The sequence below is a fragment of the Flagellimonas olearia genome (genome assembly GCF_009184425.1).
Taxonomy (GTDB): Bacteria; Bacteroidota; Bacteroidia; order Flavobacteriales; family Flavobacteriaceae; genus Flagellimonas; species Flagellimonas olearia.
In genome coordinates this window covers 1,737,077-1,749,859 of the sequence record NZ_WELG01000001.1, presented here as the reverse complement: position 1 = coordinate 1,749,859, position 12,783 = coordinate 1,737,077, and the positions used below count along the sequence as shown (strand labels likewise).

Genomic DNA, 12,783 nt, shown 5'->3' with positions numbered 1-12,783 from the left:
ATGCAGGTAGATAACGAAATAGAGGAGATCATCAAAGAGGATATATGGGGTTCCATAAAGGATTTCCTCAACCTCGGATTCCATATCGGTGAAGGGGAAAAGACCATTAACCTTACTATTGGATTGCTTCTATTGCTGACCATCAGTATTGTGGTGGCCAAGTTTGCCCTTAAATGGATCAGATATTTACTTACCCATAAAATGGAGCGCGAAGACAAACAAAAGTTTTCCAGCGTCTTCAAGTTTACCAATTATGTAATTTATCTAGTGGTGATCCTGGTCACTCTGAGTGGTGCGGGAATAGACATCACGTTGATCATAACAGCCTCTGCCGCCCTGTTCGTGGGTTTGGGTTTGGCGCTGCAGGAACTCTTCAAGGATATTCTTGGAGGTATTATGATCATTGTGGACAAATCCCTTCAAGTGGGGGATATTGTGGAGGTGGATGACAAAGTGGGCAAGATTTTTGAGATAAAGCTCAGAACCACAAGGGCCATAACCCGGGACGACAAGGTGGTGATCATACCCAACCACAAGTTCATCAGTGATATCATGTACAACTACACCCAAAACCACCGCACCACGCGCGAAAGTGTAAGTGTAGGAGTGGCCTATGGGAGTAATGTGCAGTTGGTGACCCAGATTTTGGAGAGGGTGGCCGCGGAACAAAAACAAATCCTGAAAAATCCCAAACCCTTTGTGCTTTTTGATGATTTTGGGGATTCGGCCCTCATGTTTTCCGTACATTTTTTTACCAATGATAGCTTTAGCGATCCGCGGGTAAAGAGTGAAATGCGGTATAAGATCAATGCATTGTTCGCAGAGAACAATATAAGTATTCCGTTTCCGCAGCGAGATGTACATATCATTCAGCAAAAACCTTAAAAAAATAAAGACCTCGGCACGCAATTCAATAATTGGGGGATGTTTAACAGCCCTTATGGTACTTTTGGGTCCAAAAGCGTTGGGTCAGAGTACCGATATTTTAAGAGTGGAATACCTTAACATTCCTGAAAACGATTCGGGAATCAAGACCCAGCGGTACAAGTTCCTGTTCAATCTGCCCATAAAGATCAATGCCAAAAAGGATTACCTGATTACAGGTATGGAGTACAACCGTTTTGATATTGGATACTCCCAAGACTTTCCTTTTGATAAAAGTGAACTGATTCGTTTTCATGTAGTGGACATGAACTTGGGGCTCATTACCAAATGGAATCCCAGTTGGAATTTTGTGGCGATTCTTACCCCGAGAATGGCCTCCAATTTTACAAGCGGAACCATTACCGATGATTTTTTTATGAACGCCACGGCTGCATTTTGGAAAGAACAGCCCGATGCCGATAAGCCTTTTCGAATAGTACTGGGGCTCACCTATAACAGTACCACCGGTATTCCAGTGCCCTTGCCCTTGATCAATTACTACAAGAAGTTTCATCCCAAATGGTCCTATACCATGGGAATACCCCGTTCCAACTTTCGCCATCACTTCAATGAAAAGCATTCTTTGGAATTGGCACTATTCTTGGATGGATATTTTATGAATATCCAGGACAATATTGCTTTGCCCTATAATCAAATAGCATCTAAAATATCATTGACCGCCTTGGTAGGTACGCTGGGATATCAGTACAATATAACCAAGAACATGTCCCTTTTTCTAATGGCCGGACGCTCTTTTGAACAAGAAGGAAAGTTGCGGAACGACAAACAAGGCGATGTTTATTTGTTGAATAATGAGGCAAATTTTTATATTAGGACTGGGTTCAAAATAGGAATCTTTTAAAACACGTGTATGTCTAAAATCTTGGTAATAGAAGACGAATCCGCCATTAGGCGGGTTTTGGTTAAAATTTTGGTCGAAGAGAGCGATACGTATAATGTACAAGAGGCCGAAGATGGGTTGAGTGGTATCGAGGCCATTAAAAAAGAAGACTTTGATCTGGTCCTTTGCGATATAAAAATGCCCAAAATGGATGGGGTGGAAGTATTGGAGGCCGCAAAGAAAATAAAACCGGAAACCCCCTTTATCATGATTTCCGGGCATGGTGATCTGGATACCGCCGTGAACACCATGCGAATGGGTGCCTTTGACTATATCTCAAAACCACCGGATCTTAACAGATTGCTTACCACGGTGCGTAACGCCTTGGACCGAAAGGAATTGGTGGTAGAGAATACGATACTCAAGAAGAAGGTGTCCAAGAACTATGAAATGGTGGGTGATAGTGAAGAAATTGAGGTCATTAAGGAAATGATAGAAAAAGTGGCCCCGACCGACGCCCGGGTTTTGATAACAGGATCCAATGGTACCGGAAAGGAATTGGTGGCCCACTGGCTGCATCAAAAAAGCCCTAGGTCCGCAGCCCCCTTTATTGAGGTGAACTGTGCGGCCATACCTTCAGAACTTATAGAAAGTGAGCTTTTCGGACATGTGAAGGGAGCTTTTACCTCCGCGGTCAAGGATAGGGCAGGAAAGTTTGAGGCGGCCAACAAAGGCACCATCTTTTTGGATGAGATAGGGGATATGAGCCTTTCGGCACAGGCCAAGGTGCTTCGGGCCCTCCAGGAAAACAAAATTTCCAGGGTAGGTTCGGACAAGGACATCAAAGTGGATGTTAGGGTATTGGCCGCTACCAACAAAGATTTAAAAAAGGAAATAGAGGAAGGTAATTTTAGGGAAGACCTTTACCACCGTTTGGCAGTGATTTTGATAAAGGTACCTGCGTTGAACGACAGACGGGACGATATCCCCACTCTTATTGAACACTTTGCCAAGAAAATAGCTTCGGAACAAGGCACTGCACCCAAGGATTTTTCAAAAAAGGCCACCGAATTGCTCAAGAGCTATGATTGGACCGGTAATGTGCGGGAGCTCCGTAATGTGGTGGAGCGACTCATTATTCTAGGGGGTAAGGAGGTGTCAGAGGAAGACGTAAAACTCTTCGCCAGTAAATAGATCAGTCGATAACGGCACAATCATCGAGCTGGGTCAAGGCGTCCTGGGTCAGGGTCTTTACCCGTTGATGGTATTCCTTTTTGTGTGGAGATAGCTCTGTGTTGAGCAAAATCAACCGGGATTCCTCATAAATATTGTTGACAAACCTTCTGGCTTCATCGCAATCCACTTCTTTCACCACTTTTTCCAAGGAAGACTCAAAGCCCAAAAGACAATTGTGTACCTGTTGTTTTACAGCACCTTCATGGGTAAGGAACATTCCGTTTTGGTTGTCCAAGGCTTCTTTTGTATTCATTACCAACATGGAGTTGCTGTAGACACTGGCGTTTTCCTGTTCATAGACGCGTAAAACCTTGATGCCTATCATAGTGTTCTCCAAGGCAAGGTGCAGTGATTTTTTGGAAGTTTTGAAAGAATCCGTCTTAGTGGCAATCTTTAGTTCAGTAAGTACATTTTCAAGACTTTCAATGGTGCCCTCGCAACCGCAATCCAAAAAGTTGGACCGGGTTTTTTCGATACCGTTCAAAGCTTTGTAGGCATGGTATTTTGCCATTCCAAAGTCTTTGGCAACAACAGCATCCTCAATTTTACTTTTGATGTACTCGAGGTTGGAATTGGCATATTCACAAGCATTGGCGCTTGATGCCGATGTCATGGGCCACAGGCCTAGAGGGACCATGGCAAAGACCATAAGTAGGGTAATTTTTCTATATTTCATAACGCATTGGATTTGGGACGTTGCGTTTTTAGGTTTCACTAAGTTAGGGGCAAGCCAGAGCGAAGGTGGAATAAAATCGATAAAAAAGCACTCTTGTCCCATAAACGGTAAAAATGTCGATGAACGACAGTTTTTTATCAGTTGAAAGAGTGGATAAAATGGACTATATTCAATCCCATGGAAAGAATCAATACGGAAGCATATAGGGTAAAAGAAGAGATAGATTTATCTCAATTAACTACATATCAGGATTTTGGAGCCTCTGAAAAGGAATTGAAAAAAGCGCTCAAGAATATCCGGAAGGATTTGGGGGAGTTCCAGGATACCATGTACGCCCATGGAAAATATGGGGTCTTGCTCTGCTTGCAGGGCATGGACACCGCGGGAAAGGACAGCTTGATCAGGGAAGTCTTCAAAGACTTTAATGCAAGGGGAGTTGTGGTGCATAGTTTTAAGGTGCCCACACCTTTAGAGTTGCGGCACGACTATTTATGGCGGCATTATGTTGCCTTACCGGAACGGGGCAAGTTTTCCGTGTTCAACAGGACCCATTATGAAAATGTACTGGTCACCAAGGTACACCCCGAATATATTTTGGGTGAAAATTTACCGGATGTGGAGTCCGTTTCCGATATAGATGATGCTTTTTGGGAGAAACGCTACAGACAAATCAATGATTTTGAAAAGCATGTGGCGGAAAATGGGACCGTGATCTTCAAGTTCTTTCTGCATCTCTCCAAAGAAGAACAACGTCAACGATTATTACGAAGAATCCATTTAAAGCGAAAAAACTGGAAGTTCTCCCCCGGTGACCTTGAAGAGCGCAAACTTTGGGGCGACTATCAAAAATGTTATGAGGAAGCCCTGAACAAAACGTCAAAGGACCACGCACCTTGGTTTGTGGTTCCTGCGGACAATAAGGAGGCGGCCCGGGTCATTGTGGCATCCGTGATGCTGGAAGCGTTAAAAAAGTACAAAGATATCAAGGAACCCGAGCTCGATGATAAAATAAAGGCTAATTTAGAAACCTTTAAACAAGAACTGGAAAAAGAATCCCCATGAGAAAAGTACTCCTTTTGGCCCTTTTGCTGGCAAGTACCCCATTTTTTTCACAATCGGACGACGAAAAACAGATCAAGGCCATATACGATAAAGCCCTAACCGATGGGCAGGCGTACGAATGGTTGAATTACCTTTCCAACCAGATTGGTGGTCGTTTGTCAGGTTCGGTGCAGGCCCAACAGGCTGTGGAGTACACCAAAGGTCAATTGGATTCCTTGGGCTTGGACCGAGTATGGTTGCAGCCCGTAATGGTACCCAAATGGGTGAGGGGACTCCCCGAGTTTGCCTACATGGAGACCAAGCCCGGACTCACTACCAACATGCCCATTTGTGCCTTGGGAGGTTCCGTGGCCACACCAGATGGTGGCCTAAAGGCCAATATTGTTGAGGTGCAGGGGATAGAAGACCTTCAAAAACTGGGTAAGGACAAAATTGCAGGAAAGATTGTCTTTTACAATCGACCTATGGATCCTACGCTGATCAGTACTTTCGCGTCGTATTCCGGTTGTGTGGACCAACGGTATTCCGGTGCGGCCGAGGCGGCAAAGTATGGTGCACTTGGTGTAATCGTGCGTTCCATGAACCTGCGTTCGGATGATTATCCGCATACAGGCTCCATGAGCTATGGCGATACGCCCGTTTCGCAAAGGATTCCGGCGGCGGCCATCAGTACCAACGGGGCCGATTTGTTGAGCACTACCTTAAAACTTAATCCCAACATCAAATTTTATTTTAAGCAGAATTGCAAGCAATACGAGGATGTACAATCCTATAACGTCATTGGCGAGATTAAGGGAAGTACCTATCCCAACGAGGTCATGGTCGTAGGTGGACATTTGGATTCTTGGGATTTGGGTGATGGTTCCCATGACGATGGTGCTGGCTGTGTACAGAGCATGGACGTTCTTCGATTGTTGAAGAAAACGGGATACAAGCCCAAGCGTACCATTCGCGTAGTGTTGTTCATGAATGAGGAAAACGGCCTCCGCGGAGGTAACAAATATGCTGAAGTGGCCCAAAGCAAGAACGAAAACCACGTCTTTGCCTTGGAAAGCGATTCAGGTGGATTTACCCCAAGGGGTTTTTCACTGGATTGTTCCGATGAAAATTTTGACCAGATCCAAAGCTGGAAAAGCTTGTTCGAGCCTTATTTGATCCATTTGTTCGTGAAAGGGTATAGTGGTGCCGACATTGGCCCCATGAAAAACCCCGATATTGTCCTGGCCGGTCTGGTGCCCGATTCACAACGGTATTTTGACCATCACCATGCCGAGAACGACACTTTTGAGCATGTGAACAAACGCGAGCTGGAACTGGGCGCGGCCTCCATGGCCAGTCTGGTGTACCTAATGGATAAATACGGTGCCATTCCAACTTCAAAAATAAAAGGATAACCAAGGGTTAACCTTCCAACATCCGTTCGATTCTTTTGTCGGGGATGAGCCAAATCAGGGCCACCAAGACAAACATGGCCCCGGATACCCATGGGGTGATCCAAGCAAAAGCGATTCCAATAAGGTATAGAATAGGGGAAAGTTTGCCTTTCAAGTCCTTGCCTACGGCCTTTTTCAATACGGAGTCCTCTCCCTGTGTTTTAATGATGGTGTACTGAAGATAGAAATACGCCAGTGCCGCCATCAAAAGGATGACACCATATAGGGCAATTGGGTTTTCCGCAAAATGGTTTTCACCCATCCATCCGGTCACAAAGGGAACCAAGGAGAGCCAGAACAAAAGATGCAGATTGGCCCAAAGTACCTTTCCGGTGATCTTTTTTACCGTATGCATCATATGGTGATGGTTGTTCCAATAGATGCCCAAATAGATAAAACTGAGCACATAGCTCAAAAAAACCGGGATCAATGGTACAAGGTCCGTGAATTCCTCCCCGTGGGGAACCTTGATTTCCAAAACCATGATGGTGATGATGATGGCCAGTACGCCATCGCTGAAAGCTTCCATTCGTCCTTTGGTCATAATGTTTGGTATTTAGGGTTAGATCATACGCCTAATATACCAAAATGACCATTCACCCCAACTTTGAGGTTGAAACAAGCTTTGGCTTTGTGGTCTTTCGCATTTTTTTGGGGCCGTACCACAGCCAAAAACCGGTAATGGTAAAGACCAGTAGCGAAACTCCCATGACGGTAGTATATACCAATTTTATCACTCCCGAAGTTCCCAGATAACGGTCCAGAATGGAGCCGTCATGTACTTTTTCCAAAAAGTCGGAATGGCGCTGGCCAATGGAAAGTACATCGCCTGTGGCGCCATCCAACTGTACCTCGTAGTATTCGTCCACAAAGACAAACTTTACCATGCCCTTGTCCTTTCGCATATCAATCCGGTCCAGTTCCAAGGAAAGCTGTGGCGAAACGGAGTTGTGCAAGGTGTTGCAGGCAATGGTGTGCAGACTGTCCACCGAGAGCCAGTCCCGTAGATCGGTGGAAGTGCCCTTTTGCGACTCGGGAAGGATCATCCCGGCGGTGTTTTTCTTCCAGCCCAGCAACAGGCCGGAGACCGATATGAAAAAGAAGAACACAAATAAAAAGGCACCCGTGGTACGGTGCACTTTTCTAAAAACCCGTAAAATTTTCGCCTGCTTTTTTCTTTTCCCCATACAACTGTAAAATCGGTACAAACAATCCTATAAAAATCGGCAAAATTTATGAGATTTCCAGAAATTTAAGACTTATGGGATTCTCCCGCATTTGGGTTCCATAAGCGGTACCTGATGAACCGTTCATTGCCCATATGGAGCTCACGTTCCCTTACAAACCCCAAGCGAAGCAAACCTTGTACGCGGGTGCGCGTGGGCGGGAACAATACGGTTACCGAAGGCAGTCCCATCTCCCCAAAAGCCTTTTTAATGATGCCTTTATACAAGCTTTTGCCCAGTCCCCAATAATCCGGATGGAGGACCAAGGCCAGATCGGCCTCCCCATTTTCGAGCTGTAGACCGCCCCAACCTGCAAACGTGCCATCCACCACAAAGGCCCATGGCCCGTACCCGTGTTCCTGCCACAGTTGTTCCTTGGCAGCGATAAAGGCCTTGCAGTGCTCCTCGGTGAATTTTTCTTTTAGCAAGGGCATTTGGCGGCGGACCAAGGGATGGTTCATTAAGGCAATGAGCTGCGAATTTTCCACTTCGGGGAGGCGTTTGTAGGCTATATGCATGTTTGGGAACGGTTTGATCCTATGAGGTGGATTGGTCGGGATTTTGTTCCAAAATAACAAGGGTAAGCTTTTTTTCCTGCATGATCACCTGTACCGTTTTTCCCTCCTCAAAACCAAGTTCCTTGAGCCAATGGCCCTCCAACCGTATTTCGGGCACCAGAATGTTGTCCCAGGTACGGCGACGGAATTTGGAATGGATTTTTAGGGTCTTGAAATTACTCAATTGTCATACAATTATATGACAATAATAAAATATTTAATCGAGTTGTCAAACTTTTGTATGACAAAAGTGTCACATTAATAGTTGACATTTGTTTTGTGAACAGAGAAGGTTTAAAAAAGAAGCTGGGAAAACGCGTGGTTCAACTCCGGGAAGAAAAGGGGTGGAGCCAAGCCGATTTAGCACGTGCATGCAAGAAAGACCGCCAAGCTTTGGAGAAGATTGAAAATGGAAAAGTAAATCCCACGGTCTACACCTTATATGAAATTGCCCAAGTTCTTGAGGTTCCCTTGTTGGAGCTTTTTAGGTTTTAAGGTGATCACTCCATCACATCGGCCACCAATTTGGTATCCGTATATTGGGTAAACTTGGTGATCTTTCCATTTTTCAGGACATACCGATGGGCAAAATCCGCGGTCATGGATTTTCCTGTTTTGCCATAAGTGCCCTTGTACTGTCCAATCGCAAAGACCGATTCGCCTGCATCCACATATTCGTCAATGGTTGCGGCCCAAGAGGTCCAGTTCTCGCCAAAATTCTGGAACACGTTCTTGAGAATGGCATCAAACCCAATATGGTGCCCTCCATTGGGAAAGCCCTTCATTTGGATCCATTCAATGTCTTGGGCAAATTTCTCCTTTATGGCGTTGGTGTCTCCTTTGGAGAAGTCTTGGTACAGCTCCTTTATGGTTTCAATGTTCGATTTCATTCCTTGTGAATCTCTGCGGTTCGTTTATAGTTTGATGACGTAGGAGGTCATGGTTTTAATCTTTTCGCCTTTGGCCCCTTTGAACTCATAAAAGTCCGAAAAGGCATACTGCTTTCCGTTCCGCATCACCATGGTCCCGCGTACAGCCCCTTCTTTTCCATGGCTAAGGATTTGGTCCAAGATCAATTCCGATATGTTTTCGGTGGTCATTTGTTCCAATGCATCGGCAAATTGCTCTCTACCCTCTATTTTTCCATTCCCAACAATGGTCCAGACGATATCATCCGTTACGCTGTCCAGAAGGAACTTCACATTGGCTTTGGCAAAGGCAATGTTGAATTCTTTCAGGAATGCCATTTTGGGGGAGTTTCCGCAGTTGGGCTTTGAGGTGATTTTTGTCATCCGGCAGGTTTTTGGTGGAAGTTCGGGGTTTTCAGTTTCTAAAAAGGGTGATGGGGGTAATTTTATTTTTTCCGTCCCACAAACCGCACCACAGAACCGGTTCCCGAATGGTAAAGCCCTTCGTTGAGCTCAACTTCCTTTTCTACAAGTTCGGTGATTTCATAATCCGTAAAATCTTCGAGCAATTCTTCGATGGAGAAAAGGCTTTCCAAATCCCTTGGGCCGCCCACTTTGGGATTTTTCTCCCGGTACGGCAGATGCTTTTTCCCAAAAGCCTCAAAGATCACCGTTCCTCCCTTGCGTAAATAGCTGCTGAGTAGTTTATGGTATGCGGATTTAATGGAGGCTGGAAAATGGGCATAGATCAGTGCAATGGCATCAAACTGCCCTTCAGTATAAGCGAGGTCGGGTAGTTGTCCCACCTCATAGTTCAAGGATACCTTGTTCTTTTCAGCAAGCTGTAAAGCTTTTTTGCGTCCTTCGGTACTGATGTCGAACGCGGAAACGGTCCAACCCAATTTGGCGGCGTACACGGCATTGCGGCCTTCGCCCTCAGCCGCAAAAAGGATGTTCCCGGGTTCGAGTTTTTGTAATTGTTCTCGCAGATACTCATTGGGTTTTTCCCCAAAGGCGTATGCCGTGTTGCTATACCGTTCGTCCCATCGTTTTAACCAAGGGTCTTCCATGCTTTTTATTTTAAAGGGTCTTCCTATTTGATTTCAAATACTTCTTTGAGCTTGTTTTTTAGGGCGTCCCCGCGGATAAACCGTGCTACGATTTTCCCGTTTTCATCAATGAGGAAATTGTCCGGGATGTCCCGTACCCCATAGATCATGGCGGCTTCATTGTTGCCTCCTTTTAGGTCGCTTACGTTGGTCCAGGTGAGCCCATCCTTTTCAATGGCCCCTTTCCATCGACCTTCATCGGAATCCAAGGAAACTCCCAAGATTTCGAACCCTTGGTCCCTGTATTGCTCATGGAGTTCCACCAGTTCAGGATTGAAACTTCGGCATGGTCCGCACCAAGAGGCCCAAAATTCCAATAGGGTATACTTCCCTTTTACGTTAGAAAGTCGGACGATTTGTCCATCTGGGTCGGACTGTTTAAAATCGACATAGGTGTCACCGATGGCAAGGGTCTGGTTCTTGGCAATGAATTCCTGTATGGCCTTTCCTTCCTCCGAAGTCTGTAGTTCCGTGCCCAAGGAAGAAAACAATTGCTCGGTCTTATGGCCCCCAAGACGTTCCTTGGACCAGTTCAATCGGGTAAGGCTTTCATAGGATTCAGGATATTCCGCGATAAACTTTTGGTTGATGCCCACCTCCACATTCTGCATTTGCTCATAGATTGTAAAAAGGGAGTCCCTATTGCTGTCCGTTACCATGGCCTCCAATTTTTCCATTTCATTGAATAGGGAATCTTTGCGTGCCAAAAGTAAGGTGGACTCATCTTGTGTTTTGGAGCCGGTGATTTCGGCATCCATAAAACGTCCTTTTTCGCCAACCACTAGTATTTCGGCATTTTCCAACCAGAAGGTCTTGTCATCCCTACTATTGGGCATTCGTACATGGGCCAAGGTAGGACGGTCCAGATTTCCCTTAAATTGAAACTTTTCACCCATGACAACCGTGGAATCCACAACTTTATGGGTGTTGGGAAAGAAGTACAGGAGAATATGGGTTCCATCAGGTACATTCTTTGCGGTTCCTTGGATGGTAAACCCACGGGTATCCGTTTTGTTTTGGCATGAGATTGTTATTGCCAATACGAGGAAGATGATGACGAGCTGTTTCATGGGTCAGTGAATTTTGCTCTATAAAAATACTTCTTATTTGGCAAAAGATCGGACCTTCAAGGGATTGCCCTTTAAAACCCCTACCTTTGCAATCTTGTAAAAGATAACATCCAATAATTTTTATAATCAGAAGATATGGAAGACGGCATCTACGCGAAATTCAACACCTCCAAAGGTGAAATATTGGTAAAGCTTACGTATGACAAAACCCCGGGTACCGTGGGTAATTTTGTGGCTTTGGCAGAAGGTAACATGGAAAATTCGGCAAAACCCCAGGGCAAACCCTATTATGATGGACTGAAGTTCCACAGGGTGATTGCGGATTTTATGATTCAAGGGGGGTGTCCTTTGGGAACCGGTACTGGTGACCCGGGATATAAATTTGATGATGAGTTCCACCCAGAGTTGACCCATGAGGGGCCGGGAGTACTTTCCATGGCCAATGCAGGTCCTGGTACCAATGGGAGCCAGTTTTTTATTACCCATGTGGCCACACCGTGGTTGGATAACAAGCATACTGTTTTTGGACATGTGGAGCATGGGCAGGAAGTAGTGGACGCCATTGCCCAAGGCGATACAATTGAAAGTTTGGAAATTGTAAGGGTAGGGGATGATGCCCAAAATTGGAATGCCATTGAGGCTTTCAGGACCTTTGAGGGAGCCCGGGAGAAACGAATTGCGGAAGCCAAGGCCAAAGCGGAAGCGGAGATGGAAGAATTGGCAGCTGGGTTTGACAAAACCGATAGTGGTCTTCGATACAAGATCATTCAAAAAGGGAGTGGGGCCAAACCTCAAAAAGGCAGCACGGTTTCTGTACATTATGAGGGATGTTTGTCCGATGGACAGGTTTTTGATTCCTCCTATAAAAGAAATCAACCCATTGACTTCAGCTTGGGTGTAGGTCAGGTTATTCCAGGATGGGATGAAGGGATTGGACTATTGCAAGTGGGTGATAAGGCCCGTTTTGTGATTCCTTCACACTTGGCCTATGGAAGTGCGGGAGCAGGAGGGGTTATTCCACCTGATGCCACTTTGATTTTTGATGTGGAACTTATGGGTGTCAAATAAATAACTTCCAGAGATGTGCAACATAAAAAGCTTCCAAAACAGGAGGCTTTTTTTATTTGGCTCTATTGACACTGACCAAAAGCAAGCAGAAGTTCAGGAAAAGTAATAGCAGTAAAACGGTAAAGAATGTGCCCATAATAGGATATTGTCTTTCTATGATAACAATTGAACGTGGAAAACCCCTACCGTATTGTCTTGATATTTAGGTTGAGGCCTAATTTTTGTGAAAAATTCCACCGAAGAAGCCCTTTTTTGAACCGTTGACACTCAGAATAAGTAGCAATGCGTTAACAACCAAAAGGAGAAGGAGTATCCCAAAAAAAGTGTTCATAGCATTTTTATTTAATGGTTATGGGGGAACGTCTTTATAGGATAGATATAAAAAAGGAAAGAGGTTGCGTCCAAATTTTTAAAAAATAAAAAACCCGGGAAAAACCCGGGTTTTATTTATAAAAAAGAGCGTTTGTACCTTAATCAATAACTTGTACGTTTACGGCGTTCAATCCTTTTTTACCTTGTTGTAGTTCGAATTCTACAACGTCACCTTCCCTAATTTCATCGATTAGACCTGAAATGTGTACAAAGTGATCTGTTTCTGAACCTTCTTCAGTGATAAAGCCATAACCTTTTGAATCGTTGAAGAATTTTACTGTTCCTTTACTCATAATAAATA

At 44.9% G+C, this 12,783-nt stretch carries 17 protein-coding genes; 7 read left to right on the top strand and 10 right to left on the bottom strand.

Annotation, left to right across the window (positions count from 1 at the left end; genetic code table 11):
- From F8C76_RS07650 to F8C76_RS07640, 3 genes are read left to right on the top strand one after another with little or no spacing between them, the layout of a single operon-like run.
- Window positions 1–885 carry a mechanosensitive ion channel family protein gene (locus tag F8C76_RS07650; protein ID WP_152131158.1) on the top strand — a complete coding sequence of 295 codons (885 nt, stop codon included), beginning with the start codon at window positions 1–3 and terminating at the stop codon, window positions 883–885.
- Window positions 886–940: 55 nt separating this feature from the next.
- Window positions 941–1,786 (top strand): DUF6268 family outer membrane beta-barrel protein, encoded by an 846-nt coding sequence (locus F8C76_RS07645; protein ID WP_152131157.1) that lies wholly within the window; start codon window positions 941–943, stop codon window positions 1,784–1,786.
- 9 nt (window positions 1,787–1,795) lie between these two features.
- Window positions 1,796–2,959, top strand: a complete 1,164-nt coding sequence (locus F8C76_RS07640) for a sigma-54-dependent transcriptional regulator (protein WP_152131156.1) — start codon at window positions 1,796–1,798, stop codon at window positions 2,957–2,959.
- Between the two features lies 1 nt (window position 2,960).
- Here F8C76_RS07640 and F8C76_RS07635 read toward each other — a convergent pair whose 3' ends face one another.
- Window positions 2,961–3,677, bottom strand: coding sequence for a hypothetical protein (locus F8C76_RS07635; RefSeq protein WP_152131155.1), 717 nt, complete (start codon window positions 3,675–3,677; stop codon window positions 2,961–2,963).
- 177 nt (window positions 3,678–3,854) lie between these two features.
- On the opposite strand from F8C76_RS07635, the gene F8C76_RS07630 reads away from it, so the two are divergent.
- Together F8C76_RS07630 and F8C76_RS07625 are read left to right on the top strand one after the other, a co-directional pair.
- The gene (locus tag F8C76_RS07630; protein WP_152131154.1) at window positions 3,855–4,739 is read left to right on the top strand and encodes a PPK2 family polyphosphate kinase; all 885 of its coding nucleotides are present in this window, start codon (window positions 3,855–3,857) and stop codon (window positions 4,737–4,739) included.
- The gene (locus F8C76_RS07625; RefSeq protein ID WP_129653009.1) at window positions 4,736–6,133 is read left to right on the top strand and encodes a M20/M25/M40 family metallo-hydrolase; all 1,398 of its coding nucleotides are present in this window, start codon (window positions 4,736–4,738) and stop codon (window positions 6,131–6,133) included. The genes F8C76_RS07630 and F8C76_RS07625 overlap by 4 nt, the downstream gene beginning before the upstream one ends.
- A gap of 7 nt (window positions 6,134–6,140) precedes the next feature.
- Here the strand turns inward: F8C76_RS07625 and F8C76_RS07620 are convergent, their stop codons facing one another.
- The 4 genes from F8C76_RS07620 to F8C76_RS07605 form a co-directional block, all read right to left on the bottom strand.
- Window positions 6,141–6,716: a TMEM175 family protein gene (locus tag F8C76_RS07620; RefSeq protein WP_152131153.1), complete on the bottom strand. Its 576-nt coding sequence runs from the start codon at window positions 6,714–6,716 to the stop codon at window positions 6,141–6,143.
- Between the two features lie 52 nt (window positions 6,717–6,768).
- Window positions 6,769–7,359 carry a PepSY domain-containing protein gene (locus tag F8C76_RS07615; protein ID WP_152131152.1) on the bottom strand — a complete coding sequence of 197 codons (591 nt, stop codon included), beginning with the start codon at window positions 7,357–7,359 and terminating at the stop codon, window positions 6,769–6,771.
- A gap of 65 nt (window positions 7,360–7,424) precedes the next feature.
- Window positions 7,425–7,916: a GNAT family N-acetyltransferase gene (locus F8C76_RS07610; protein ID WP_152131151.1), complete on the bottom strand. Its 492-nt coding sequence runs from the start codon at window positions 7,914–7,916 to the stop codon at window positions 7,425–7,427.
- A 19-nt stretch (window positions 7,917–7,935) separates the two neighbouring features.
- Window positions 7,936–8,139: a SymE family type I addiction module toxin gene (locus tag F8C76_RS07605; protein WP_152131150.1), complete on the bottom strand. Its 204-nt coding sequence runs from the start codon at window positions 8,137–8,139 to the stop codon at window positions 7,936–7,938.
- A 95-nt stretch (window positions 8,140–8,234) separates the two neighbouring features.
- Between F8C76_RS07605 and F8C76_RS07600 the strand changes: the two genes are divergently transcribed.
- Window positions 8,235–8,450 carry a helix-turn-helix transcriptional regulator gene (locus F8C76_RS07600; RefSeq protein ID WP_152131149.1) on the top strand — a complete coding sequence of 72 codons (216 nt, stop codon included), beginning with the start codon at window positions 8,235–8,237 and terminating at the stop codon, window positions 8,448–8,450.
- A gap of 5 nt (window positions 8,451–8,455) precedes the next feature.
- Here the strand turns inward: F8C76_RS07600 and F8C76_RS07595 are convergent, their stop codons facing one another.
- From F8C76_RS07595 to F8C76_RS07580, 4 genes are all read right to left on the bottom strand, one after another.
- Window positions 8,456–8,845 carry a nuclear transport factor 2 family protein gene (locus F8C76_RS07595; RefSeq protein WP_152131148.1) on the bottom strand — a complete coding sequence of 130 codons (390 nt, stop codon included), beginning with the start codon at window positions 8,843–8,845 and terminating at the stop codon, window positions 8,456–8,458.
- Between the two features lie 24 nt (window positions 8,846–8,869).
- On the bottom strand, window positions 8,870–9,247 hold the full coding sequence (locus tag F8C76_RS07590; RefSeq protein WP_152131147.1) for a nuclear transport factor 2 family protein: 378 nt from the start codon (window positions 9,245–9,247) through the stop codon (window positions 8,870–8,872).
- A gap of 62 nt (window positions 9,248–9,309) precedes the next feature.
- Entirely contained in the window at window positions 9,310–9,933 is a 624-nt protein-coding gene (locus F8C76_RS07585) for a class I SAM-dependent methyltransferase (protein ID WP_152131146.1), read from the bottom strand.
- 23 nt (window positions 9,934–9,956) lie between these two features.
- Window positions 9,957–11,042 (bottom strand): TlpA disulfide reductase family protein, encoded by a 1,086-nt coding sequence (locus tag F8C76_RS07580; protein WP_152131145.1) that lies wholly within the window; start codon window positions 11,040–11,042, stop codon window positions 9,957–9,959.
- 135 nt (window positions 11,043–11,177) lie between these two features.
- Here F8C76_RS07580 and F8C76_RS07575 point away from each other — a divergent pair, with 135 nt between their 5' ends.
- Entirely contained in the window at window positions 11,178–12,110 is a 933-nt protein-coding gene (locus F8C76_RS07575) for a peptidylprolyl isomerase (protein ID WP_152131144.1), read from the top strand.
- A gap of 470 nt (window positions 12,111–12,580) precedes the next feature.
- Here F8C76_RS07575 and F8C76_RS07570 read toward each other — a convergent pair whose 3' ends face one another.
- Complete coding sequence (locus F8C76_RS07570; RefSeq protein WP_116218286.1) at window positions 12,581–12,775, bottom strand: cold-shock protein; 195 nt, start codon at window positions 12,773–12,775, stop codon at window positions 12,581–12,583.
- Window positions 12,776–12,783 lie beyond the last annotated feature (8 nt).

What these genes read in the sequence shown, in the direction of transcription:
- F8C76_RS07650 (WP_152131158.1), top strand. Translation starts at nt 1, where the DNA reads ATGCAGGTAGATAACGAAATAGAGGAGATCATCAAAGAGGATATATGG.
- F8C76_RS07645 (WP_152131157.1), top strand. Translation starts at nt 941, where the DNA reads ATGGTACTTTTGGGTCCAAAAGCGTTGGGTCAGAGTACCGATATTTTA.
- F8C76_RS07640 (WP_152131156.1), top strand. Translation starts at nt 1,796, where the DNA reads ATGTCTAAAATCTTGGTAATAGAAGACGAATCCGCCATTAGGCGGGTT.
- F8C76_RS07635 (WP_152131155.1), bottom strand. Translation starts at nt 3,677, where the DNA reads ATGAAATATAGAAAAATTACCCTACTTATGGTCTTTGCCATGGTCCCT.
- F8C76_RS07630 (WP_152131154.1), top strand. Translation starts at nt 3,855, where the DNA reads ATGGAAAGAATCAATACGGAAGCATATAGGGTAAAAGAAGAGATAGAT.
- F8C76_RS07625 (WP_129653009.1), top strand. Translation starts at nt 4,736, where the DNA reads ATGAGAAAAGTACTCCTTTTGGCCCTTTTGCTGGCAAGTACCCCATTT.
- F8C76_RS07620 (WP_152131153.1), bottom strand. Translation starts at nt 6,716, where the DNA reads ATGACCAAAGGACGAATGGAAGCTTTCAGCGATGGCGTACTGGCCATC.
- F8C76_RS07615 (WP_152131152.1), bottom strand. Translation starts at nt 7,359, where the DNA reads ATGGGGAAAAGAAAAAAGCAGGCGAAAATTTTACGGGTTTTTAGAAAA.
- F8C76_RS07610 (WP_152131151.1), bottom strand. Translation starts at nt 7,916, where the DNA reads ATGCATATAGCCTACAAACGCCTCCCCGAAGTGGAAAATTCGCAGCTC.
- F8C76_RS07595 (WP_152131148.1), bottom strand. Translation starts at nt 8,845, where the DNA reads ATGAAATCGAACATTGAAACCATAAAGGAGCTGTACCAAGACTTCTCC.
- F8C76_RS07590 (WP_152131147.1), bottom strand. Translation starts at nt 9,247, where the DNA reads ATGACAAAAATCACCTCAAAGCCCAACTGCGGAAACTCCCCCAAAATG.
- F8C76_RS07585 (WP_152131146.1), bottom strand. Translation starts at nt 9,933, where the DNA reads ATGGAAGACCCTTGGTTAAAACGATGGGACGAACGGTATAGCAACACG.
- F8C76_RS07580 (WP_152131145.1), bottom strand. Translation starts at nt 11,042, where the DNA reads ATGAAACAGCTCGTCATCATCTTCCTCGTATTGGCAATAACAATCTCA.
- F8C76_RS07575 (WP_152131144.1), top strand. Translation starts at nt 11,178, where the DNA reads ATGGAAGACGGCATCTACGCGAAATTCAACACCTCCAAAGGTGAAATA.
- F8C76_RS07570 (WP_116218286.1), bottom strand. Translation starts at nt 12,775, where the DNA reads ATGAGTAAAGGAACAGTAAAATTCTTCAACGATTCAAAAGGTTATGGC.